The organism is Mycobacterium sp. (assembly GCF_965229105.1).
Lineage (GTDB): Bacteria > Actinomycetota > Actinomycetes > Mycobacteriales > Mycobacteriaceae > Mycobacterium.
Map to the genome: position 1 here is coordinate 4,930,148 of NZ_OZ245858.1, position 24,031 is coordinate 4,954,178.

Consider the following 24,031-nt stretch of genomic DNA (forward strand, 5'->3'; position numbering starts at 1 on the left):
GACGTTCATGCGTGCGTTCACAGGACGTTCGTCCATGCCTGGTGACCAGCAGCGTCAACCACCCGCACCCGCGCGTAATCCACCCCATGTGGGTCGATGTCGACGCGTGCGTGGGTGATAAGACCGGTGCTGTCTGTGTCGAGGATCCGCCCGCAGCGGCGTCCGGCTCTTCCGGCGGTCACGCTGGCCCCATTCTCTCGGTTGGTCGTTACATGGATGGAACGCACTGGCGAGCAGCGGACCTCGATACCGTTGTCATCGGTACGCACGTCGTAGATAAGTGGTCCGGTCGAGCCGTAGGCGTGGCCGGCCCGCAGTGCCTCGACGACGGCGGCGGAGCTCCGTTCGGCCACCTTCACCCAGGTCCAGGCCAGCCCGATATCGAAGAGCGGCATATGCGAGTCGTCAGTGGCGATCGCGTGCAGCCGCAGGCCGCGCTGCAATGCCTCGTCCCACAGCAGCGACGAGTCACCACGACCGCCCTCATATTCGCCGCTACCGTTATAGATCTCGATACCGGCCAGGTGCGGAGCATCGAAGGCAGACGAACCCGCGCCGGTCCAGTACGGGTGAGCGAGATAGGCGACCCCGCCCTGCTCATGCGCCCAGGCCGCGCCGGCTTCCACCGAGGCAAACGTGCGCTGTTCCCAGTGCTCTTCGGTGTTGACCAGCCAATTGCGCCGGTCCCCACCCGGATCCGCTGGGATGTCCTGGATTCCGTAGACGAGCAGGTCGACGGTCCAACCCACCGGTCCAAGATCTGCGGTCAGCTCGGCCCCGGGAACCATCAAGATTTCCGGGACATCGTCGACCGTGGCCAGCCGCCAGTGGTCGGTGAGCGCCAGCACGTCGAAGCCGGCCGTCGCATAGTGGCGGGCGACCGCACTGGGCGGCAGGTCACCGTCGCTGACGGTGGAATGTGTGTGCAGTGCGCAGCGCAGCCATTCTCCGGCACGCTCAAACACACTGGGTTCTGTGAGCATTGAGATCCACTTCTCGTCGTTCGCGCCCTCGGTCAGCCGGAGGTTACACGCGGATCGACTGAACGTTCAATCGATCGACGGAAGCTGCGAAATGCGTACCCGATCAACATATTAACGCCGGTCCACGGCAGGCTCCCGGTACTGAAAGACGGTTCCCGGCGTTACCGATCCAGCCGGGATACCGTCTTCGCCACGGTGCGCACCGCGCCGAACTAAGTTCATAATGCCAAGGGCAACAACATGATTCGAATCCGCCCCGGGTAATGTCACCGGACGACCGAGGACTGGTCGCCACTTTGCTGTCACGAACCGGTTCATAGTGCTCGCCGGCACCACCAGATGGCCGTGGGATGAACCGTGCGAATCCAGACATCGAACGATCGAATGTCGTTACCTTGTCGGGCATCTGACGTTCATCAAGATGAACCTGTGGTGAACTTGTGCGCCGCTACGTGCTTGGCTGCCGGGCCCGCATCGTCACGTGCCTAGCTGGCTTCCTCAACGGGCTTCACCGGTGTCGGCGCCGGCAACACCGCGTAAAGCTCACGCTCAAGGCTCTCGCGCACCGCGGCGTACTCGGGCGCGGTGGCGTGAGAGACACCGGTAGTGAGTGCGGGTACGACGATGCAGAACGCGTCGACGACCGACGAGCCGAGCGTGGTGACCTTCGCCCAGGCGATATCCACCCCGGCGCGCTCGAAGACACCGGTCAACACGGCCAGCAGCCCGGTGCGGTCGGCCGCCCTGACCTGTACCACCAGCTGGCCGGGACCCGCACCGTCATGCCAGAGGATGCGTGGCGGTGCCGCGGGGTTCACCGGGACCGCGGCCCGTACCTCACCGGCCCGAGTACCCGACTGGGCGGTATCGCGATCACGGCGCTCCAATGAGGCGAAGACGTCGAGTTCGCCCTGCAGCGCCAGGATGAACTGCTGGCGTAGTAGCTCAGCGGCGGGCGGCGAGCCGAAATGCGGCGATACCGCAAAGGTGTTGATCGCCGAACCTTCGTGACTGTTCACCGACGCCGAATGCACGCGCAGCGAGTTCAGGGCCAGGACCCCGGCCGCTTTCGACAACAGCCCGCGGCGATCCGGCGCAATCATCGTGACGTTGAAGGTGTGCGCACTCTCGCCTGGTTTCATCTCCACGTGGACGCCGCCGGCTTCGGCGGCCAGGGCCAGATAGTGCGGGTCGACGGGGTCGGCGTGCGGCAGCTCTTCACCGGCCATCATCACTCGGCAGCGCCGGACCAGATCACCGATCAGCGACGCCTTCCAGTCCCCCCACACCCCGGGACCGGTCGCCAGCGAATCGGCCTCAGCCAGTGCATGCAGAAGTTCGAGCAGCACCGGGTCACCGCCGAGCGCGTTGACCACGCCGGCGATGGTGTCGGGATCCTGTAGATCCTTTCGGGTCGCGGTATCCGGTAGCAGCAGGTGATAGCGCACCATCGCCGACAGGGTCTCGACATCGGAGGGCCACATCCCCAGGCGGGTGCCGATCTGGGTGGCCAGCTCTGCACCGATCACGCTGTGATCGCCGCCGCGACCCTTGCCGATATCGTGCACCAGCGCACCGAGCACCAACAGATCCGGTCTCGACACCCTGGTGGTGAAAGCACTTGCCCGCGAGACTGTTTCAACCAAATGCCGATCCACGGTCCAGATGTGCACGACATCGCGGGGCGGCAGATCGCGCACCGCGCCCCACTCGGGGAACAGCCGGCCCCACAGACCTGTGCGGTCCAGGGCCTCCACCGTCGCCACCGTGGTGGGCCCGGCGGCCAGCATGACCAGCAGATCCTTGAGCGCCTGGCGGGGCCAGGGGGTGCGGAGCTCGGGAGCCGAATCGGCCAACCGGCTCAGGGTGGACGACGACATCGGCAGCCCGGTGCTCGCCGAGGCGGCCGCCACCCGCAGGATCAGCCCCGGATCACGTTCGGGTCTGGCGTCGCGGGCCAGGATGACCTCGCCGTTGAACTCGATGACTCCTTCGTCCAGCGGACGCCGCACTGGGCGGCGCAGCGCGGCGAAACCGCGGCGCGGCAACGCATTTCCGGCGGTGCGCAAACCAGCGTCCACGTAGTAACTGATCGTGCGGGCCGCGTCAGAGAGCATCCGGGCCAGGTCGAACCGGTCACCGATACGCAAAGCCGCGCCGATCTCGTCGGCGCTCTGGGCAAGGAGTTGATCACGGCCGCGGCCCGATACCCGATGCAGTTCGGTGCGTACGTTCAGCAGCGCCAGGTGGGCACCGCCGAGTGAACCGGTGGGCGATACCAGCGATTGGCTCGGGTACACATCGGCCAGCTGCGCGATTGCCAGTGCGTTGAGCAGCTGGACATCCCGCAGTCCCCCGCGGCCGCATTTCAGATCAGGTTCGGCCCGGTGGGCGATCTGACCGCTGCGCTGCCAACGGGATTGGGTGTGCTCGACGAGTTCCTCGAAACGCGAGGCAATTCCGGTACGCCACTGCCTGCGCGCACCAGCGATCAGCAGGTTCGACAGGTCGGAGTCCCCGGCGATATGTCTGGCTTCGAGCATCGCCAGCCCCGCGGAGGTGTCCTCCGCGGCCACCGTCAACGCCTCTGGGACCGTACGGACGCTGTGATCCAGCCGAATATTGGCGTCCCACAACGGATACCACAACTGTTCGGCAACCTGGCTGACAATCTCGGCGGGCATGTTGTCGTGCAACAACATCAGGTCGAGGTCCGAATACGGCACCAGCTCGCCACGCCCGAGCCCGCCGGTGGCGACGATCGCGAACCCGCTGGTCGCGGTGATACCGATTTCGGTGGCCTTGGTGGTGAGCCAGAATTCATGCAGATCGAGCAGCGCATCCCGCAGCGCGACCGAATCCAGTTGGTTCTTACCGCCTACGAGTAACTGCTTGACCGCAGCCTTGAGATCATTGGCCGGCTTTGACGAGCCCGCCGCCGGGCCCTCCCATGAGGAGGGGCCGGCGGCGGGATCTGGTGTCTTCTTCATGTCAATCCTCCCGGGCTCTTCACCGAATAACGCTCAACTCGGTGCGCTGCCCGAACGAGGATGTTCAGAAGTCGTTGTGTCTCAAAGCGCGTCGGAGCCACGCTCACCGGTGCGGACCCGGACCACGGTTTCCACCGGGCTGACCCACACCTTGCCGTCACCGATCTTGCCGGTGCGGGCAGCTTGAACGATGACATCCACCACTTTGTCGACGGCGGAATCATCTACGACCACCTCCACGCGCACCTTGGGCACGAAGTCGACCGAATACTCGGCGCCGCGGTACACCTCGGTGTGGCCCTTCTGGCGTCCGTAGCCCTGAACCTCGCTGACGGTCATGCCAAGGATACCCGTCTGCTCCAGGCCGGTCTTGACGTCTTCAAGCGTGAACGGCTTGACGATCGCTGTGATCAGCTTCATATTTTCTTATCCCTCCAAGCCTGGGTGATGACTACCGAGAACCGAGGTGCTGCCGACAGTGGTGAAGTCGTAGGCGGTTTCAGCGTGTTCAGCCTCGTCGATACCGTTGACCTCTTCTTCTTCATCAAGACGCAGACCAATGGTGAATTTCACGATCAAGGCCAAGATAGCCGTGCCGATGGCCGAATAGAGCAGAACAGCGCCCGCGCCGACGGCCTGTCGCCACAATTGATCGAAACCGCCGCCGTAGAACAGACCGGTCACACCGGCACCTGCCTCCGGTGCAGCCACCAGGCCGACCAGCAACGTGCCTGCGATACCACCGACGAGGTGGACGCCGACGACGTCGAGTGAATCGTCGAAGCCCAGCTTGAACTTCAGGCCCACCGCAAGTGCGCACAGCACGCCTGCGACGAGACCGATCACCAGTGCGCCAACAACATTCACCGATGAGCAGGACGGGGTGATCGCGACCAGGCCGGCCACGATGCCCGATGCCGCACCAAGGGAGGTGGCGTGTCCATCGCGGATCTTCTCCGTGAGCAACCAGGCCAACATCGCGGCCGCGGTGGCGACGGTGGTGGTCACGAAGGTCGCACCGGCCAGTCCGCCGGAACCGACAGCCGAACCGGCGTTGAACCCGTACCAGCCGAACCACAGCAGACCGGCGCCGAGCATCACGAACGTCAGGTTGTGCGGCCGCATCGGCGTGCCGGGCCAACCCCTGCGCTTACCGAGGATGATCGCCAGCACCAGACCTGCGGTACCGGCGTTGATATGGACCGCGGTACCACCGGCGAAGTCGACCGCTTTGAGTTGGTTGGCGATCCAGCCACCCTTCTCGGCGGTGAAGCCGTCGAACGCGAACACCCAGTGCGCCACCGGGAAGTAGACGAACGTCGCCCACAGGCCGGAGAACAGCAGCCAGCCGCCGAATTTCAGTCGGTCAGCAACCGCACCGGAGATCAGGGCGACGGTGATGATCGCGAACATCAGCTGGAACGCCACGAAAACCGTCTGCGGAATGGTGCCCGCGAGCGGAATGTCAACCGCTGCCGAGGCATCGATGCCGGCGGTGGGGTCAGCGGCAATTGCCGCAGCCGCGTTACCGCCGATGAGACCCTTGAGGCCCCAGTACTGCGTCGGGTTGCCGAACAGGTTGTACATGTCCTGTCCGAAGGCCAACGAGTAGCCGTAAAGCACCCATAGGACGGTGACGACGCCCATCGAGCTGATGCTCATCATGATCATGTTGAGCACGCCCTTGGCGCGCACCATACCGCCGTAGAAGAACGCCAGTCCCGGCGTCATCAGTAGGACTAGCGCAGCGCTAGCCAACATCCATGCGGTGTCACCGGTATCCGGTTGACCCAGTAACGGGAATCCGTCCACTCGCGATTTCCTCCTTTGCCCATGCCACGGCTAGGCACCGTTGACCTAGGCCAGAAGAATGCTGAGTCGTTGTTTCATCGAGGAACCTGTGAGGTTTCGCCCGTGTGAACGGGTGGGCGACCTTAGTTTCGCGGAGGTTACATGTCGCGTTTTTGACGACTCTGTGAATTGGCTGGGCGAAATTTAACTGTCCGCGACGCGAGTTACCCCGACTGCGCCCTAGCCCAAAAGTGCGTCATCCGAGAAGTGCATCGACGAAGGCCGCCGGTTCGAACGGCGCCAGATCATCGGGGCCTTCACCAAGACCGACCAGCTTCACCGGCACTCCCAGCTCCTGCTGGACGCGGAAGACGATCCCGCCCTTGGCGGTGCCGTCGAGCTTGGTCAGCACCAGCCCGGTGATCTCGACGACTTCAGCGAAGACCCGCGCCTGCGCCAGACCGTTCTGCCCGATCGTCGCGTCCAGCACCAGCAGCACCTCGTCGACGGCCGCGCGGCGGGTGACCACCCGTTTGATTTTGCCGAGCTCATCCATCAAACCGGTTTTGGTGTGTAGCCGGCCTGCGGTGTCGATGACCACCACGTCGGCTCCGGCGGCGATCCCGCTGTCGACGGCATCAAACGCGACCGACGCCGGATCGGCACCCTCGGCACCCCTGATCACCTCGGCACCGACCCGCGATCCCCACGCCTGCAGCTGGTCGGCGGCGGCCGCCCGGAACGTATCGGCGGCACCGAGCACCACGCGGCGACCGTCGGCGACCAGCACCCTGGCCAGCTTGCCGACGGTGGTGGTCTTGCCGGTGCCGTTGACCCCGACCACCAGGAGCACTGACGGTTTGTCATCGTGCGGCAGCGCTTTGATCGAACGGTCCAGATCAGGTTGCAGTTCGGCGATCAGCGCGGCCCGCAGCACCGCGCGGGCATCAGCGGCGGTACGCGCCCCGCTGACCGCCAGCTTGCTGCGCAGCTGAGCCATCACCGAGGCGGTCACCACGGGACCGAGGTCGGCGATCAGAAGGGTGTCCTCGACCTCCTCCCAGGACTCCTCATCCAGATCGCCCGTGCCGAGCAGGCCCAGCACGCTGCGGCCGAGGGCGTTCTGCGATTTCGCCAACCGGCCCCGCAACCGGTCGATGCGGCCTTCGGTGGGGGCGATGGTGTCGAGCTGTACTGGCGGATGTGCCGCTGCCTCCGGTGTATCAGGAGCAGACGGCGCAGGCGGTTCGGTGGTGTCCGGCTCGGGAAGCTGCACGTCGGCGATCGACCGCTTCGGCGCATCTCGCGGGATGGTGGCGTCGTCACCGACCGTAGGTAGCCCGCTGGTGTCCAAACGTTCCGGCGGTGCGACAGGCGGCGCAGGTGGTTGTTTCGGTGGCGCTTCCGTCGGCGCTGACGCACTGAACGTGATACCCGATGAGGCCGTATATCCACCGGATCGGTCCACCGGTGTGGCACTGTCGGGTGCGGATGTGATGCTGATTTGCCGCCGTCGGTAGCGCACCAGCCCCACCACCACAGCGATGAGGACGAGAACGGCGATGACTGCGATTGCTACCCATAGGCCTTGTGACACCAGGCCATCCTGTCAAAGTGGGTAAGCCGTGACGATGCAGCCCAACGAGCAGCCCGAGTTCACTGCGCTCGGGAGCACTGTCCGCAAGCTGCGTCACATCGACGCGTGCCTGACCGAGGCCGTCCAGTACACCGACGTCACCACGGGTTTTGAACGCTATCGGCTGCGTTACAACGCGCTGACCCAGACCAACCTGGCCACGGTGGATCTGAGCACAGAATTCCTCGGCGCCACCTTGGCAGCGCCGATCCTCGTCGGCGCGATGACCGGCGGGGCCGAACTCTCCGGGCGGATCAATCACAATCTGGCCGCCGCCGCCCAGCAGCTCGGAATCGCGATGATGCTGGGTTCTCAGCGGATCATGATTGATGACGAAGCGGCCACCGCCAGCTTCGAGGTGCGCGATATCGCACCGGATATCTTGTTGATCGGCAATATCGGTCTCGCTCAGCTGTCCCAGTCGATTGCGCCGTATCTGGCCAAGGCGCTGGGCCGGGTCGGCGCGGATGCCGTCGCCGTCCACACCAATCCGTTGCAGGAAGCCATGCAGGCCGATGGCGATACCGACTTTTCCGGCTCGCTACCAAGACTGCGGGAGTTCGCCGAAACCTTCGACTACCCGGTCCTGGTGAAGGAGGTCGGCCACGGTATCGGCGCCGTTGCCGCAGCGCAGTTGCGGGACTGCCGGATCGCGGCGATCGACGTGGCGGGCGCGGGCGGCACCTCATGGGCCAGGGTCGAGCAAATGGTCCGCTACGGCGAGGTCCGCTATCCCGCCCTGGCCGAATGGGGTGTGCCGACCGCGCAGGCGCTGATCGAATGCAGGGCCACCCTGCCCGCGATGCCACTGATTGCCTCCGGCGGAATCCGGACCGGGATGGATGCCGCCAAAGCGCTCGCACTGGGCGCCGACGCCGTGTCGATCTCCCGTCCACTGCTGCCGGCAGCGATCCAGTCCGTGGCCGCAGTGACCGACTGGCTGGGTCGCTTCATCGAAGAGCTGACGATCTGCCTGCACGGTTGCGGCGCAGTCGATCTGGCCGCGCTGCGGCGGACGGGCCTGGATCCGGTCTAAGCAGGTGTGCCGGACAGGATTTCCTGCCCGCGCAGACGCTGCGATATCACCGCGGTGATGCCGTCGCCCTGCATGGTGACGCCGTAGAGCGCATCGGCGATTTCCATCGTCGGCTTCTGGTGGGTGATCACGATCAGCTGAGACTTCTCCCGCAGCTTCTCAAACAGTCCGATCAGCCTGCGCAGGTTGACATCGTCGAGCGCCGCCTCGACCTCGTCCATCACATAGAACGGCGACGGCCGGGCCCGGAAGATCGCGACCAGCATCGCAACAGCGGTCAACGATTTCTCGCCGCCCGACAGCAACGACAGCCGCTTGATCTTCTTCCCCGGCGGCCGCGCCTCGACCTCCACACCGGTGGTCAGCATGTCCGACGGGTCGGTGAGCACCAGCCTGCCCTCGCCACCGGGGAAAAGCGACGAAAACACCTCGCGGAACTCACGTTCGACGTCCACGTAGGCCTCGGCGAACACCTGCAGGATGCGGGCATCCACATCCTCGACGACGTCGAGGAGGTCTTTTCTGGCGGCTTTGACGTCCTCGAGTTGGGTGGACAGGAAGGTGTATCGCTCCTCAAGGGCGGCGAACTCCTCCAACGCCAGCGGATTCACCCGGCCCAGCTCGCTCAGTTCACGCTCGGCGCGTTTGGCCCGCCGTTCCTGGGTGGCCCGATCAAACAGCATCGGCGCGGGGGCCGTCACCTGTTCCCCGCGTTCACGGGCTTGCTCGTACTCCGACATTTCCAATTCGGTTGGCGGCAGCGCGATCTGGGGCCCATACTCGGCAACAAGATCCGCCGCGGCCATGCCGAACTGATCCAGCACCGCCTGTTCGAGCTGCTCGATTCGCATGGCCGCCTGCGCCTTGGCGACCTCATCGCGATGCAGCGAATCCGTCAGGGTGGCTATCCGATTCTTCAGCGAGTCGACTTCCTGGCGCGCTGCGGTCATCGCGACGGCGCGGTGCTGACGTTCAGCGGTCAGCTGGTCGCGGGTGTGCGAGGCCACCGCGACCACGCCCGCGAGACGCCCGGCGACATCGCGGCCGGAGGCGGCGACGACCGCGGCAACGGCGGCGGCATGCTCGCGCGCAGCACGTGCCCGCTGTGCCCGCACGCGTGCCTCCCGCTCGGCAGCGGCTGCCCGACGCAGTGAATCAGCGCGCCCACGAACGGCATTGGCACGTTCTTCGGATGTGCGCACCGATAGCCGGGCCTCGAACTCTCCTGAGCGGGCGGCTTCGGCGGCGGCGATCATCAGTTCGCGGTCGACGGGCTCATCCTCGGACTCGGTGAGGTTTTCCTCGGCGTTGCGCAACCGGGTTTCCAGCTCGCCGAGTTCGGCCACGGTCTGCGCGCGGCTGGTCTCCAGCTCGTCGCGTTGGGCGAGTTGCCTTCGGTAGTCGTCCTCCGCGGCACGCGCCTCCTGGCCCAGCCGGCCGAGGTGTTCGTATATTTGAGACAGGGCGGCGTCGGATTCGTTGAGGGCGGCGAGCGCCTGTTCGGCGACGTCCTGGCGCGCCGCCTGTTCGGCCACCGCACCCGAGAGCGCGGCGGTCAGCTCACTGGCCTGCGTTTCAGCGGCAGCCAGCTCACTTCGAGCCTTGTCGATCTCCGAGGTGATCTCCAGCGTGCTGGGTTTACGGTCCGATCCCCCGCTGACCCAGCCCGCTCCGACCAGATCCCCATCGAGGGTGACGGCCCGCAGCTTCGGTTGGGCAGCAACGAGATCCAGTGCAGAGCCCAGGTCGCCGACCACCGCGACACCGGCCAGCATGGCCGACATCGCACCGGTCAGCCGTGCGGGCACATCCACCAGATCGAGCGCCCACCTGGCACCCTCGGGCAGTTGGCCACCGACACGGTCGTGCACCTCCGGCCAGTCCCCCAGCACGATCGCGGCGCGCCCACCGTCGGCATCCTTGAGCGCAGCCACAGCGGAGCGGGCCGCACCGAAACTGTCGGCGGCCACCGCGTCAGCGGCGGCGCCCAGCACCGCGGCCAGCGCTGCCTCGTAGCCGGAATGCACCTTGACAAGTTTTGCTACTGTGCCGAAAAGTCCTGAATCACTGCGGTTTTGGGTCAACCACGCCGCACCGTCCTTGCGGTCGAGCCCCACGGCAAGTGCGTCGATGCGCGCCAATAGAGAGGCGACCCGGCGTTCCGCATTGCGCTCGGCAGCTTGCAACTCGGCCAATCGCTCGTCGGCCAGACGTAGAGCAGCCACCGAGCGGTCATGCTGTTCGTCGAGGCCGACCTCGCTCTGGTCGAGTGCACTGACCCGGCTCTGCACCGTTTCGAATTCGGCCTGGGCAAGCTGGGCGCGGTTCGCGGCCTCTTCGATACTCTCCGTCAGGCGGGCGACCCGCTCGTCGGTCGATTCGACCCTGGCCCGCATTGTCTCCACCTGGCCGGTCAGGCGCGCCAGCCCCTCCCGACGGTCGGCCTCGGCGCGCACCGCGACCACGTGGGCGCGTTCCGCCTCCGCCGAAATCCGTTCGGCCTCAACCAGTTCAGCGCGGGCGGCCTCCTGACGCAGGCGGGCCTCTTCGAGCTCGAACAGCAGTTCGGATTCGAGTGCCGCCACTTCGTCGGCCTCGGCTTCGAGCGCGTCGGGATCGGCCCCGCCGGTCGACAGGGGCTCGGCCTCCAACAACTGAGTGCGCTCGGTGGCGATCCGTACCGTCGCGCTGACCCGTTCGGCGAGCGCTGAGAGGCGGAACCACATCTGCTGGGCCCGCTCGGCGCGATCGGACAGCGTGGCCACGGCCGTCTCGTGGGCGGTCAGCTCGTCGGTGGCCCCGGCCAACCGCGCCACCGCATCGTCATGGTCCTTACGCAGCGCAGCTTCCGTGCCGCCGACCCCGTCCAACTCGGCCTGCCGTTTGACCAGATCATCGGCAGCCAGGCGCAGCTTCGCATCGCGCAGATCCGCTTGGATGGTCTGTGCGCGGCGGGCCATCTCGGCTTGGCGGCCCAACGGTTTGAGCTGACGGCGCAGCTCGGTGGTCAGGTCGGTCAGCCGGGCCAGGTTGGCGGCCATGGACTCGAGCTTGCGGACCGCTTTTTCCTTGCGCTTGCGGTGCTTGAGCACGCCCGCGGCCTCTTCGATGAAGGCGCGGCGGTCTTCGGGGCGGGACTCCAGGATCTGCGACAGCCGGCCCTGACCGACGATGACGTGCATCTCCCGCCCGATACCGGAGTCGCTCAGGAGCTCTTGGACGTCCATCAGGCGGCAGCTGTTGCCGTTGATCTCGTATTCGCCTGCACCGTCGCGGAACATCCGCCTGGTGATCGACACCTCGGAGTATTCGATGGGCAGGGCGTTATCGGAATTGTCGATGGTGACGGTGACCTCGGCACGACCGAGTGGGGCACGCGTCGAGGTGCCGGCGAAAATAACGTCTTCCATCTTGCCGCCGCGCAGCGCTTTGGCACCCTGCTCGCCCATCACCCAGGTCAGGGCGTCAACGACATTGGATTTACCCGATCCGTTGGGTCCGACGACGCAGGTGATCCCCGGCTCGAAACGCAGAGTCGTCGGAGCTGCGAAGGACTTGAAGCCCTTCAGCGTCAGACTCTTGAGGTGCATGGCGTGCCAGCGTACCGGCGGTGCCGCACAGGTTCTCGCAACCTCGTGGGGTTAGCGCTCGTGAAATCCGGTGGACGGCTCGACGTTCTCCGACCAATCGGCCACGACCGCGTCGACTCGGCCCGGCGCGGCACCAGATCGCAACAGTTCCAGCAACGCCTCGCCGGCCGGTCGCGGACCCTGCGCGACGACCAACACCCGCCCGTCGTCCTGATTCTTGGCGTATCCGGTCAGCCCCAGCTCCAGCGCCCGCGACCTGGTCCACCAGCGAAAACCCACCCCTTGCACGTGTCCGTGCACCCAGGCGGTCAACCGCACCTGTGGCCCCTGCGGATCAATCGGGTCGGTCATTAACGCTTATCGGCAATCGTAAAGGTGACCTCGTTGCCGGTCTTGAGCGTTCGCCCCACCGTGCACACCTGGTCGATGGCGCGGTTGACCACGATGCGCAGCCGCTCCGCTTCCGCTTCGGACAGGCCAGACAGGTCGACCTGCAGCGTCTCCTCAAGATGTGGGTAGCGCTCCTGCTCGCGGTCGGCCGGGCCGGATACGGTCACGGTGGCCTGGTAGTCATCGCCGAGCCGACGGGCCAGCGGTTGGTCGCTGCTCATCCCGCTACATGCGGCCAGCGCGATCTTCATCAGCTCGCCGGGAGTGAAGACGCCCTCGACGGTCTCGGATCCGATGAGCACCTCCGCGCCGCGCGAGCTATGCCCGGTGTAACGCCGGGTGCCGGTGCGGTCAACCCACAGTTCTGTCATGGTGCTATTCAACCGCGCGGGGGCGGCTGGCATTTCGGACAGTAGGTCGAGGAGCGGTTCATGAACTTCTCGCGCCGCATCACCGCGCCACAACGGCCGCATGGTTCGCCCTCGCGGCCATAGGCGTCCAGCGAGCGGTCGAAGTACCCGGACTGGCCGTTGACATTGACATAGAGCGAGTCGAAGGACGTGCCGCCCTGGCTCAGCGCCTCACGCATCACCTCGGCGGCCTTGTCCAGCACCAGCGCCAGCTTGGCCCGCGACAGTCCTGACGCCAGCCGCGCCCCGTTGATCTTGGCCCGCCACAACGCCTCGTCGGCGTAGATATTGCCGATACCCGAGACGACGGTCTGGTCGAGTAGTTGGCGCTTGATCTCGGAATGCTTGCGCCGCAACACATTAACGACAGCATCACGATCGAAACGCGGATCCAGCGGATCGCGGGCAACATGCGCCACGGGTACGGGCACGTCGCTGCCGTCAACGGTGACCATATCGGCGAGCATCCAACCACCGAAGGTCCGTTGGTCGACGAAACTCAGCGCGGTGCCATCGTCGAGCAGCGCGGCGATCCGCACGTGGTCGTCGCGCGGGACCGGGCCGAGGAGCATCTGCCCGCTCATCCCGAGATGTACCACCAACGCTTCCTCGGCTGTACCGGAGCCATGGTCGAGCAGGAGCCAGAGGTACTTGCCGCGGCGGTCGGTGCCGACGATCGTCGCGTCCAGCAGGCGAGCCGTCAGGTCGGCGGGTCCGGCGTCATGGCGGCGGACGGCCCGCAGGTGGTGCACCCGCACGGCGGTGATGGTCCGGCCGGCCACATGCTCCTGCAGGCCGCGCCGCACCACCTCGACTTCTGGTAGTTCAGGCACGGATCACGACGGATCGAGTGCTTTCCACGCCATCGCCGCGGCCTTTTGTTCGGCCTCTTTCTTCGACCTGCCGATACCCGTGCCGTAGTCGATATCGGCCACGATCACGGTTGCGGTGAACTGCTTATCGTGATCGGGCCCGGTGGCGGTGACGAGGTACGAGGGCGCGCCGAGACCAAGCGAGGCGCACAGCTCTTGGAGGCTGGTCTTCCAATCCACCCCGGGCCCCAACGTCGGCGCGGTATCCATCAAGGGTCCGAAGAGCCGCAAGATCATCTCCCGCGCGGTATCCATCCCGAAATGCAGATACACCGCGCCGATCAGCGATTCCATGCCGTCGGCCAGGATGCTCGATTTGTCCGCCCCGCCGGTGTTGACCTCACCACGGCCCAGTAGCAGATAGGAACCGAGGCCGTCGTCGGTCAGGTCGCGCGCGACATCGGCCAACGCCAGCGTGTTGACCACGCTGGCCCGCAGTTTGGCGAGGTCACCTTCGGCGCGATCGGTGTGGCGATGGAACAGCTCGTCGGTGACGGTCAACCCGAGCACGGCATCGCCGAGGAATTCCAGCCGCTCGTTGGTCGGCAGCCCGCCGTGCTCATAGGCGTAACTGCGATGTGTCAGGGCCAGCGTGAGCAGGTCTTCGGGAAGGTCCACACCGAGCGCATCGAGCAGCGGTTGGCGTGGCGAGGTCACTGGGTGTCCCGCGGCTCGTCGGAGACGGGTTCGTCAGGAGCGGGCTCTCCAGAAGCGAAAGTCGCCAGCTTCGCCCAGCGCGGATCGATCAGGTCGTGGTGGTGATCGGGTTCGGCGGTGGCCAATGCCACGCCACATTCCGGGCACAGCCCCGGGCAGTCCTCGGTGCATGACGGGGCCAGCGGCAACTCGAGGCCGACCGCGTCGACGATGACCTGTTCGAGGTCGATGTAGTCATCGACGATCCGCCCGACCTCGTCCTCTTCGGTGGTGGATTCGGTGACGGTGTCGGGATAGGCGAACAGCTCAGTCAGGTCAATCTGCACATCACCGGTGACCGGCGAGAGGCAACGGGCACACTGTCCGGCCGTCGGCGCGAACACCGTGCCCGTCACCAGGACACCCTCCGACACGGACTGAAAGCTCAGATCCAAATCCATCGGAGCGCCCTTGTCGATCGCGATCAGATCGAGCCCGATCCGCGAAGGGCTTGCAACGGTTTCCTGCAGGGTGATCATCGACCCTGGGCGGCGGCCCAATCGCGAGATATCGATGCGCAATGACGACGGGGGAAGCCGACGCCCTGCCACCGTAGTGGGCCTGGCCATAGCGGGGATTGTACGGCGCGGGCCACCAGGGCCCGCGCCGGTGCCAGCGCCCAGCTGAAGACTCAGCGCTGGGCGTAGTCGTGCGTGCCGGCGGCCGTGCGCAACTGATGGCGGCCGCGACCGACCGACCGCAGTGTTCCGTTGAGGTAATCCTCGAATTCGGCCAGTTTGCTGTCGACGTAGATATCGCATTCGCCGCGCAGTCGGTCGGCCTCGGCGTGAGCCGTATCGATGAGTCGGCTCGACTCAGAGTGCGCGGACTGCACCACCTCGGTTTGCGAGACCAGGCGCTGCTGTTCTTTGATGCCCTCCTGGACCGCTTTCTCATAGGACAGGTTGCCGCTCTCGACCAACCGGTCCGCCTCAGCCTTGGCCCGGCCGACGCTGGTCTCGTAATCCCGTTTGGCTGTCACTGCCAGTCGGTTTGCTTCCTCACGGGCCTCGCCGACCATCCGCTCGCAATGCTGACGCGCCTCGGCGACCATGCGGTCCGCCTGCGCTTTGGCATCAGCAAGCAACCGATCCGCCTCTGCCCGGGAATGCCCCAGTGTCGATTCGGCTTCTGCGGTCGCCGAGGACACCATGCCGTCGGCATGCTGTTTGGCATCGCGCAGCAGTGTGTCGCGCGCGTCGAGCACATCCTGGGCGTCGTCGAGTTCGCCAGGAATGGCGTCCTTGATGTCGTCGATGAGTTCGAGGACGTCGCCGCGTGGCACCACGCACCCCGCCGTCATCGGCACACCGCGGGCTTCTTCGACGATGGCACCCAATTCATCGAGCGCTTCAAATACTCGGTACACGGTGCAAACCTCCAGGTCTCATCCAAGCAAAGCGTTGTGACTAGTGTGCCTGGTGTTACCCCTGTGACTGTGCTACGCCGACCGGTGTGTCGCTACTTCCTCCCGGTCGGCGCCGCACGCGCCAGCACACCTCTCCCCGATTATCGCGCCGTCAGGCGAATACCAGCGGCAGTTCCGGCAGCACGAAGGTCGAGGCCGGAAATGGCACCTCGGGCACAACGGCGGAGATAGTCCGATCAGCTGGATTCGCGCAGCTTGATCGCCAGGCGGTCGTTCACCGTGGGCGGCAGCAACTCGGAGACGTCACCGCCGAATCGGGCCACCTCCTTGGCCAGTGAGGACGAGACGAAGGAATACCTCGGGGCGGTGGGCACGAAGAAGGTGTCGACATCGGCGATGTGCTTGTTCATCTGCGCCATCTGCAGTTCGTACTCGAAGTCGGTGCCGGTACGAAGTCCCTTGACCATGGCCTTGAGCCCCTGGGCTTTGACGAAATCGACGACCAGCCCGCTGCTGGCCTCTGCCCGCAGATTAGGTAGGTGCGAGGTGCATTCAGCGATCATCTCGAGGCGCTCCTCGAGGCTGAACATGCTGTTCTTGCTGGGGTTGACCAGTACGGCCACCACCACCTCGTCGAACTGGGCTGCGGCCCGCTCGAACACGTCGAGATGGCCCAGCGTCACTGGGTCGAAGGATCCTGGGCACACCGCGCCGCTCATGGTCGAAGACGCTAGCAGGGGCGCCTCTGCCGGCAACCAGTCCCGCGCTCAGGCCGTGTATTCGGCCATCTCCAGCCTGGTGTCGCCGTATCGACGTTCGCGCCACGGCGTCCAGCCTGGGGGCCAGGTCAGTGTCGGGCCTGAGGTGGGCCGCTCGATCACCACCACCGTTCCCGTTGCGGCCCAACCGTTATCGGTCAGCGAAGCCAGCACCGCCTGCACTTCGGCTACCGAAACCTCGTAGGGCGGATCTGCCAGCACCAGGTCGACAGGCGCCGCGGCACCTGTCCCGAGCGCCGCGCTGACGGTCGACCGACGCACCGTCGCACCCGCCAACCCGAGGGTGGTGATGTTCTTGGCGATGACGGCGGCCGCCCGCTGACCCGATTCCACGAACAGCGCGCTCGACGCGCCCCGCGACAAGGCCTCCAGCCCGAGCGCCCCCGAACCCGCGTACAGGTCCAGCACCGACAGGCCGGCGAAATCCACCCTGGCCGCCAGGACGTTGAAGAGCGACTCGCGAACCCGGTCGGTGGTCGGCCTGGTCCCCCGCGGCGGGACCTCGAGGCGTCTACCGCCAGCGCTGCCGCCGACGATGCGGGTCAGCTGAGGCGCCTAACTGTCTCGCCCCTCGACGACCACCAGCAAGTCACCGCCCTCGACCTGCACGGTGTCCGATACCGCGACCCTGGCGATCGTGCCTGCCTTGGGTGCGGTGATAGCGGCTTCCATCTTCATCGCCTCGATGGTCGCGATGGTCTGGCCGGCGTCGACCTTGTCCCCGGTCGCGACGTTGACGGAGACGACCCCGGCGAACGGCGCCGCGACATGATCGGGGTTGGCACGGTCGGCCTTCTCCGCGCTCGGTACGTCCGCGGCGATACTGCGGTCACGGACCAGCACCGGCCGCAGCTGACCGTTGAGAATGCACATCACGGTGCGCATCCCGCGGTCGTCGGCTTCGGAAATGGCCTCGAGGCCGATCAGCAACTCGACGCCCTTTTCCAGGGTGACCCGGTGTTCATCGCCGTGGCGCAGTCCGTAGAAGAACTGGTTCGCACTGAGCCGGGAAGTATCGCCGAACTCATCGAAGTGCGCGTCGTACTCCTTGGTCGGACCGGGGAACAGCAACCGGTTCAACGCGGCTTGGCGCTCCGGTCCCGACGACGCCAGCACCGCTTCATCATCTGCCGAGAGCTCCTGTTCCGGCTTTGCGCTGCCTCGGCCTTCTAAAGCCTTGGTGCGCAACGGTTCCGGCCAGCCGCCGGCTGGATCGCCAAGTTCACCCCGGAAGAACCCGATCACCGAATCCGGGATGTCGTACCGCGCCGGGTCGGTGGCGAACTCCTCCGCTGAGACCCCCGCACCCAGGAGCGCCAGCGCCAGATCTCCGACCACCTTGGACGACGGGGTCACCTTGACCAGTCGACCCAGGAGCCGATCCGCGGCGGCATAGTTGGCTTCGATCTCCTCGAACCGGTCACCGAACCCGAGCGCGATCGCCTGCTGGCGCAGGTTCGACAACTGACCACCCGGGATCTCATGGGTGTACACCCGCCCCGTCGGGGAAGGCGGACCGGATGCCGCAACATCGAAGGGCGCGTACACCTTTCGCAGCGCCTCCCAGTACGGCTCCAGATCGCATACTGCCGACAGGGATAGACCGGTATCGAACTCGGTGTGGGCGGTCGCCGCCACGATCGAGGACAGTGCGGGTTGGCTGGTGGTGCCTGCCAGGGGCGCGGCCGCCCCGTCGACCGCATCGGCGCCCGCCTGCCACGCCGCCAGATAGCTCGCGAGCTGACCACCGGGGGTGTCGTGGGTGTGCACGTGCACCGGCAGATCGAAACGGGACTTCAGTGCACTGACCAGGGTGGCCGCTGCCGGCGCCCGCAACAATCCGGCCATGTCTTTGATCGCCAGGACATGCGCACCGGCGTCGACGATCTGCTCGGCCAGTGTGAGGTAATAGTCCAGCGTGTAGAGGTTCTCGCCCGGATTCGACAGATCCCCGGTGTAGGACATCGCGACTTCGGCAACCGCGGTGCCCGTGTTGCGGACGGCTTCGATCGCCGGCCGCATCGAATCCACATTGTTCAGCGCGTCGAAGATCCGGAAGATATCGATCCCGGTAGCCGTCGCCTCTTCGACGAACGCCGTCGTCACCGTCTCCGGGTACGGCGTGTAACCGACGGTGTTGCGGCCCCGCAGCAGCATCTGCAGGCAGATATTCGGCAGCGCTTCGCGCAGCGACGCCAACCGGTACCAGGGGTCTTCCTTCAAAAAGCGAAGCGCCACATCGTAAGTGGCACCACCCCAGCACTCCACCGACAGCAGCTGCGGTGTCAACCGGGCAATGTAGGGCGCCACCTCCAGCAGGCCGGTGGACCGGACCCGGGTGGCCAACAGCGACTGATGTGCATCGCGGAACGTCGTATCGGTCACCCCGACCGCCTTCGAGTCGCGCAGCCAGCGCGCGAACCCTTCGGGCCCCAACTCGGTGAGCCGTTGTTTGGATCCGGCAGGCGCGGGCGTCGATAAATCCAACTCGGGCAGCTTGTCTCGCGGATACACCGCCGAGGGCCGCGGGCCGTGGGGCTGGTTGACCGTCACATCCGCGAGGTAGTTCAGGATCTTCGTGCCCCGATCGGCGCTGCTACGCGCCGTCAACAGCTGGGGGCGCTCATCGATGAACGATGTGGTGACCCGGCCCGCGACGAAATCGGGGTCATCGAGCACGGCGGCCAGGAAGGGGATATTCGTCGACACACCGCGGATCCGGAACTCGGCGATCGCCCGTCGGGCACGCCGCACCGCGGTCGGGAAATCCCGGCCCCGGCACGTCAGCTTCACCAGCATCGAATCGAAATGCGCGCTGACCTCTGCACCGAGGTTGGTGCCACCGTCCAGGCGGATCCCGGCGCCACCGGGCGACCGGTACGCCGTGATCCGGCCGGTATCAGGCCGGAACCCGTTCGCCGGGTCCTCGGTGGTGATCCGGCACTGCAGGGCCGCGCCGTGCGGGACGATCGCTTCCTGACTCAGACCGAGATCGGCCAACGATTCTCCGGAGGCGATGCGCAGCTGAGATGACACCAGGTCGACGTCGGTGATCTCCTCGGTGACGGTGTGCTCCACCTGAATCCGTGGATTCATCTCGATGAAGACGTGTTGCCCCCGCTCATCGAGCAGGAACTCCACTGTGCCGGCCGCCGTGTAGCCGATCTCGCGTGCGAAGGCCACCGCGTCCGCGCAGATCTGGTCCCGCAGTGCGGGATCCAGATTCGGCGCCGGCGCCAGTTCGATCACCTTCTGGTGGCGGCGCTGCACGCTGCAGTCGCGCTCGAACAGATGGATCACGTTGCCGTGGCTATCGGCGAGGATCTGCACCTCGATATGGCGCGGGTTGATCACGGCCTGCTCAAGGAACACCGTCGGGTCGCCAAACGCCGACTCGGCCTCGCGGCTGGCGGCCTCGATCGCCTCCGGCAGCGATGCGGCATCGGTGACCCGGCGCATCCCGCGCCCGCCGCCGCCGGCCACTGCCTTGACGAACAACGGGAACGTCATCCCGCGCGCAGCGTCGACCAGCTCGTCGACCGACGACGACGGCGCCGAGGACGCCAGTACCGGCAGCCCAGCCGCCCGCGCCGCCGCGATGGCCCGCGATTTGTTGCCCGTGAGCTCGAGGACATGTGCCGATGGGCCGACGAACGTGATTCCGGCCGCGTCACAGGCCGCGGCCAACTCAGGGTTCTCCGAAAGGAAGCCGTAACCCGGATAGATCGCGTCGGCCCCGCAAGCCAGCGCGGTCGCCACGATCTCGTCTACCGAGAGATACGCCCGCACCGGATGACCCGGCTCACCGATCTGATAGGACTCATCAGCTTTGAGGCGGTGCACGGAATTTCGGTCCTCATACGGATACACCGCGACCGTTCCGACACCCAGCTCATAGGCGGCACGAAACGCCCGAATCGCGATCTCTCCCCGGTTCGCGACTAAAACTTTGGAGACCTGTGAACTCATCTAGATCAGGGTGGACCAGTAGTTCCAGAAGCGCATGAGGATCAACAGAATGACCCCGGTGAACCACAGCGCGACGATCGACCAGCGCCACTGATACAACGCGCGCAGCACCGCGTTTCCGGCGAGCGGGCGAAGCGCGACCGAGGCCGCCACGACGAATAGCGGGATGGTGACCGCCCACACCACCATGCAATACGGGCACAACGCACCGATGCGGTAGAGGCTCTGGAAGATCAACCAATGCACGAACGCGACACCGAGCGCGCTGCCCACCGCTAATCCTGCCCAATACCATTGCGGCAGCCGCACTTTGGCGACGGTCAGGACACCGGTGGTGACCACGACGGCGAATGCCGCGATGCCGATCAACGGGTTCGGGAAACCGAACGCCGATGCCTGCGGAGTGATCATCACCGACCCGCAGGACAGCACCGGGTTGATGCTGCAGGACGGCACATATGCCGGGTTGATCAGAATCTCGATCTTTTCGATCGTCAGGGTGGCCGCCGCAGCCAGCCCGACGATGCCGGCGATCAACACCCATAACGCGCTGAGTCGACCGACTACGACACCGACAGCGCCGCCTCGGGCGTCACCCTCGTGCGGTTGTGAGGGCTCCAGATCCGCAGGCGATGCGACGGTCACGACGCCGGGGGTGCCGCAGGTGCCGGGGCCGGGGTCACTACCGCCGGTGCGAGACCGGGAACCTCACCGACGATCTCCTTGACCTTGGCCACGAGCTCGTCGGGGGTCTGGACGCTGATCTCTTCGCCGTTGAGTCGGATGGTCGGCGTCGCGGTGATCTTTGCCGCGGCTGCCAGGCCACCGACCATGTCGGTGTACTTGCCACCGTTGATGCAGTCGGTGACCTTGTCCGTCGGGATGCCGGCCAGGCGGGCTGTCGAGATCAGGCCCGCGTTATCCGGTGCGGGTGCACCTTCTGGCGGCTGCTGCGCGAAGAGCGCGGCGTGGAAGCGGCTGAAGCTCTCCTTGGTCGGGCTGGTGTCGGCATCGGCGACGCAGTAGGCGGCGTTGGCGGCCCGCGTCGAATAGTTCTGGTTCGCCGCCGAGTCCAGGATGGCGACCATGTAGTAATCGGTGGCCACGGCGCCGGTGGTGACCAGCTGCGTGATCGTCGGGCCGAAGGCCTTCTCGAAATCACGGCAGTGCGGGCACTGGAAGTCCTCGTAGAGCGACAGCACAGCCTTGGGCTCGGAGCTGCCATCCTTGGTGATCACGTTGCCCGTGGCCACCCGAACTGCCTGCATATCGCCGGAGTGCTTCTTGTCGCTGCCCATCACGATGTAGAGGACCAGCGCCACCGCGAAGATGACGACGGCAGCGGTCAGGCCGATCTGAATCGCGAGGTTGCGCTTGCGCTCGCCCGCCTTCAGGTCATATTTGGCGGGGCGTTTCGGTTTGGTGGCCACAGTGTTGGTAATCCTCGATGCTCGCCGGGCGCGCTGTGTCAGCCGCTACTAGTTGAAGAAGTTGGTCACAGAAGTTCTTCGGAGAAGTTCTTCTGAGGAGCTTTCAGCGTACCGGCGGAGCCGCGCGGATCCCGCAGGCTGGGTTCAACTGCCGCCAAGATGGGCCTTTAGTCCCACGATGACGTCGGCAATGGCGCGGCGGCAACCGCCGCCGAGACCGCCCAGATTGATGAACGCATGGATCATCGACCCCTGCTGGCGCAGCTCGACCGGAACGCCCGCCGCGGCGAGTGCGGCGGCGTAGTGGTTGCCCTCGTCGCGCAACGGATCGAATCCGGCGGTGACCACCAGCGCAGGCGCCAGACCCGTCAGGTCGCAGGCCAGCGGGGAAATCAGCGGATCGGTGAGCTCAAGGCCTGATCCGTCGAGGTACTGGTGCTGGAAAAAGTCCATATCGCTGCGCGTGAGCAGGAAGTCTGACCCGAACAGCGTGCGCGAGCGGGTCTGCGCGGTGAAGTCGATGACCGGGTAGTTCAGCAGCTGCAGGCATGGCTGTGGACCGCCGGCGTCGCGGGCCAGTCGGGAGACGACGGCGGCGAGCATGCCGCCTGCGCTGTCACCGCCGACCGCGACCCGCGCCGGGTCAGCCCCCAGGTCCGCGGCGTGTTCGACGGCCCAGCTGAACGCGGCATATGCGTCGTGCACGGCGGCCGGGGCCTTGTGCTCGGGGGCCAGCCGGTAGTCGACGGACAGAACGTGCACACCGGCACCGGTACAGACCTGCCTGCAGTACGCGTCGAAGCTGTCGAGGTCACCGAAGACGAAGCCACCGCCGTGGAAGTAGACCAGCAGCGCAGCGGTGCCCGGTGTATTCGGCCCGTAGTGGCGCGCGCCGATGGCTCCTGCGGGCCCGGGGATCGACAGTTCTTTCACCGCAACCGACGGCGACGCGCCCCCGAGCGCCAGGCATGACTCCCGGGTCATCGCCCGCGTCTTGGCGACATCGTCGTCGACCACCAGGCCGGTCAGCCCGATGGCGCGCTCACCGGCCAGGAAGAACTGCAAGGTGGGATCGAGGGTGTTGCCGTCGACGACCACCGCGCGGCGACCGGCGTAGAGCCTGTTGATCGCTGGCGTCAGCGTCGGCGCAACCTTCGGCGTCAGTCGGGTCGCCAGCCGCACGACAGGCGCGGGCGGTCTGCGCCGCCGAGCCGGGCCGGCAGGCTCGCCTGGCACACTTCGGGGCATGTCCGATTCCGATCTCACGTCAGTCACATTGAACGACGGTAATTCGATTCCTACGGTTGGCTTCGGAGTTTTCCAGATCCCGCCCGATCAGACCGAGGCGGCGGTGCGCACCGCACTGGATGCGGGTTACCGGCATATCGATACTGCTGCGGCGTATCGCAACGAACGCGAGACCGGCCGCGCCGTCCTCGACTCCGGACTGCCCCGTGAGGACATCTTCGTGGTGACGAAGCTGTGGAACTCCGAACAGGGTTACGACGCCACGATGGTTGCCTTCGACGCGAGCATGAAGCGACTCGGCCTTGAGTACCTCGACCTCTACCTGATCCACTGGCCGTGCCCCGAGTTGAACACCTACGTCGATACGTTCAAGGCGTTCGCCTCGCTGCACGACCAAGGCCGCATCCGGTCGATCGGGGTCAGTAATTTCGCCCCCGAGCATCTCAACGTCCTCATCGACGCCACCGGCATCGTGCCCGCCGTCAACCAGGTCGAGCTCCACCCGACACTGGCGCAGTCCGAGCTCCGCCAGACCCACGCGCAGCTGGGGATCGCCACCGAAGCATGGAGTCCGCTGGGCCAGGGCGCGCCGCTGTCCGACCCGACGATCATCGCGATCGCTGAACAACTCGGCAGGACGCCTGCGCAAGTCCTGATTAGGTGGCATATCCAACTCGGTAATATCGTGATCCCGAAGTCGGTGACCCCTGACCGTATTGTGAGTAACTTCGACGTGTTCAGCTTCGCACTCAGTGAGCGCGATATGGCGTCGATAGCGACGCTCGACAACGGGACGCGGCTAGGGCCCGATCCACGAACTTTCAATTTCACAGGTAGGTGAG

The 24,031-nt window shown here is 65.8% G+C and carries 20 protein-coding genes; 2 read left to right on the forward strand and 18 right to left on the reverse strand.

The window, feature by feature from the left end; translation table 11 throughout:
* Positions 1 to 17: 17 nt before the first annotated feature.
* From ADBZ9O_RS23090 to ftsY, 5 genes are all read right to left on the reverse strand, one after another.
* Positions 18 to 983 (reverse strand): CehA/McbA family metallohydrolase, encoded by a 966-nt coding sequence (locus tag ADBZ9O_RS23090; protein ID WP_526525256.1) that lies wholly within the window; start codon positions 981 to 983, stop codon positions 18 to 20.
* Positions 984 to 1,468: 485 nt separating this feature from the next.
* Positions 1,469 to 3,973, reverse strand: coding sequence for a [protein-PII] uridylyltransferase (locus tag ADBZ9O_RS23095; protein ID WP_526525257.1), 2,505 nt, complete (start codon positions 3,971 to 3,973; stop codon positions 1,469 to 1,471).
* Between the two features lie 81 nt (positions 3,974 to 4,054).
* Positions 4,055 to 4,393 carry a P-II family nitrogen regulator gene (locus ADBZ9O_RS23100; RefSeq protein ID WP_005148837.1) on the reverse strand — a complete coding sequence of 113 codons (339 nt, stop codon included), beginning with the start codon at positions 4,391 to 4,393 and terminating at the stop codon, positions 4,055 to 4,057.
* A 6-nt stretch (positions 4,394 to 4,399) separates the two neighbouring features.
* Positions 4,400 to 5,785 carry an ammonium transporter gene (locus ADBZ9O_RS23105; protein WP_526525259.1) on the reverse strand — a complete coding sequence of 462 codons (1,386 nt, stop codon included), beginning with the start codon at positions 5,783 to 5,785 and terminating at the stop codon, positions 4,400 to 4,402.
* Between the two features lie 235 nt (positions 5,786 to 6,020).
* Complete coding sequence (gene ftsY / locus ADBZ9O_RS23110; protein ID WP_526525261.1) at positions 6,021 to 7,361, reverse strand: signal recognition particle-docking protein FtsY; 1,341 nt, start codon at positions 7,359 to 7,361, stop codon at positions 6,021 to 6,023.
* 34 nt (positions 7,362 to 7,395) lie between these two features.
* Between ftsY and fni the strand changes: the two genes are divergently transcribed.
* Positions 7,396 to 8,436, forward strand: coding sequence for a type 2 isopentenyl-diphosphate Delta-isomerase (gene fni / locus ADBZ9O_RS23115; RefSeq protein ID WP_526533404.1), 1,041 nt, complete (start codon positions 7,396 to 7,398; stop codon positions 8,434 to 8,436).
* Here the strand turns inward: fni and smc are convergent.
* From smc to ADBZ9O_RS23180, 13 genes are all read right to left on the reverse strand, one after another.
* On the reverse strand, positions 8,433 to 12,026 hold the full coding sequence (smc, locus tag ADBZ9O_RS23120; protein WP_526525262.1) for a chromosome segregation protein SMC: 3,594 nt from the start codon (positions 12,024 to 12,026) through the stop codon (positions 8,433 to 8,435). The two genes, fni and smc, sit on opposite strands and share 4 nt — an antisense overlap.
* 51 nt (positions 12,027 to 12,077) lie before the next feature.
* The gene (locus tag ADBZ9O_RS23125) at positions 12,078 to 12,377 is read right to left on the reverse strand and encodes an acylphosphatase (RefSeq protein ID WP_526525263.1); all 300 of its coding nucleotides are present in this window, start codon (positions 12,375 to 12,377) and stop codon (positions 12,078 to 12,080) included.
* Complete coding sequence (locus ADBZ9O_RS23130) at positions 12,377 to 12,787, reverse strand: OsmC family protein (RefSeq protein ID WP_526525264.1); 411 nt, start codon at positions 12,785 to 12,787, stop codon at positions 12,377 to 12,379. Before ADBZ9O_RS23130 ends, ADBZ9O_RS23125 begins: the two co-directional genes overlap by 1 nt.
* Positions 12,788 to 12,795: 8 nt before the next feature.
* Complete coding sequence (gene mutM / locus ADBZ9O_RS23135; RefSeq protein ID WP_526525266.1) at positions 12,796 to 13,659, reverse strand: DNA-formamidopyrimidine glycosylase; 864 nt, start codon at positions 13,657 to 13,659, stop codon at positions 12,796 to 12,798.
* 3 nt (positions 13,660 to 13,662) lie between these two features.
* On the reverse strand, positions 13,663 to 14,355 hold the full coding sequence (gene rnc / locus ADBZ9O_RS23140; RefSeq protein WP_526525267.1) for a ribonuclease III: 693 nt from the start codon (positions 14,353 to 14,355) through the stop codon (positions 13,663 to 13,665).
* Entirely contained in the window at positions 14,352 to 14,963 is a 612-nt protein-coding gene (locus ADBZ9O_RS23145; protein ID WP_526525269.1) for a YceD family protein, read from the reverse strand. The genes rnc and ADBZ9O_RS23145 overlap by 4 nt, the downstream gene beginning before the upstream one ends.
* A 62-nt stretch (positions 14,964 to 15,025) precedes the next feature.
* A complete protein-coding gene (gene sepIVA / locus ADBZ9O_RS23150) occupies positions 15,026 to 15,763 on the reverse strand; it encodes a cell division protein SepIVA (protein ID WP_526525270.1) in 738 nt (245 codons plus the stop codon).
* 236 nt (positions 15,764 to 15,999) lie between these two features.
* Positions 16,000 to 16,482 (reverse strand): pantetheine-phosphate adenylyltransferase, encoded by a 483-nt coding sequence (gene coaD, locus ADBZ9O_RS23155; protein ID WP_526525271.1) that lies wholly within the window; start codon positions 16,480 to 16,482, stop codon positions 16,000 to 16,002.
* 48 nt (positions 16,483 to 16,530) lie between these two features.
* A complete protein-coding gene (gene rsmD / locus ADBZ9O_RS23160; RefSeq protein WP_526533406.1) occupies positions 16,531 to 17,088 on the reverse strand; it encodes a 16S rRNA (guanine(966)-N(2))-methyltransferase RsmD in 558 nt (185 codons plus the stop codon).
* A gap of 9 nt (positions 17,089 to 17,097) precedes the next feature.
* Positions 17,098 to 20,511, reverse strand: coding sequence for a pyruvate carboxylase (locus ADBZ9O_RS23165; RefSeq protein WP_526525272.1), 3,414 nt, complete (start codon positions 20,509 to 20,511; stop codon positions 17,098 to 17,100).
* Positions 20,512 to 21,132: a vitamin K epoxide reductase family protein gene (locus tag ADBZ9O_RS23170; RefSeq protein ID WP_526533408.1), complete on the reverse strand. Its 621-nt coding sequence runs from the start codon at positions 21,130 to 21,132 to the stop codon at positions 20,512 to 20,514.
* Between the two features lie 20 nt (positions 21,133 to 21,152).
* The gene (locus ADBZ9O_RS23175) at positions 21,153 to 21,941 is read right to left on the reverse strand and encodes a DsbA family protein (RefSeq protein ID WP_526525273.1); all 789 of its coding nucleotides are present in this window, start codon (positions 21,939 to 21,941) and stop codon (positions 21,153 to 21,155) included.
* Positions 21,942 to 22,085: 144 nt separating this feature from the next.
* Entirely contained in the window at positions 22,086 to 23,189 is a 1,104-nt protein-coding gene (locus ADBZ9O_RS23180; protein WP_526525275.1) for an alpha/beta hydrolase, read from the reverse strand.
* On the opposite strand from ADBZ9O_RS23180, the gene ADBZ9O_RS23185 reads away from it, so the two are divergent.
* Complete coding sequence (locus ADBZ9O_RS23185) at positions 23,188 to 24,030, forward strand: aldo/keto reductase (RefSeq protein WP_526525277.1); 843 nt, start codon at positions 23,188 to 23,190, stop codon at positions 24,028 to 24,030. The genes ADBZ9O_RS23180 and ADBZ9O_RS23185 overlap by 2 nt on opposite strands.
* Position 24,031 lies beyond the last annotated feature (1 nt).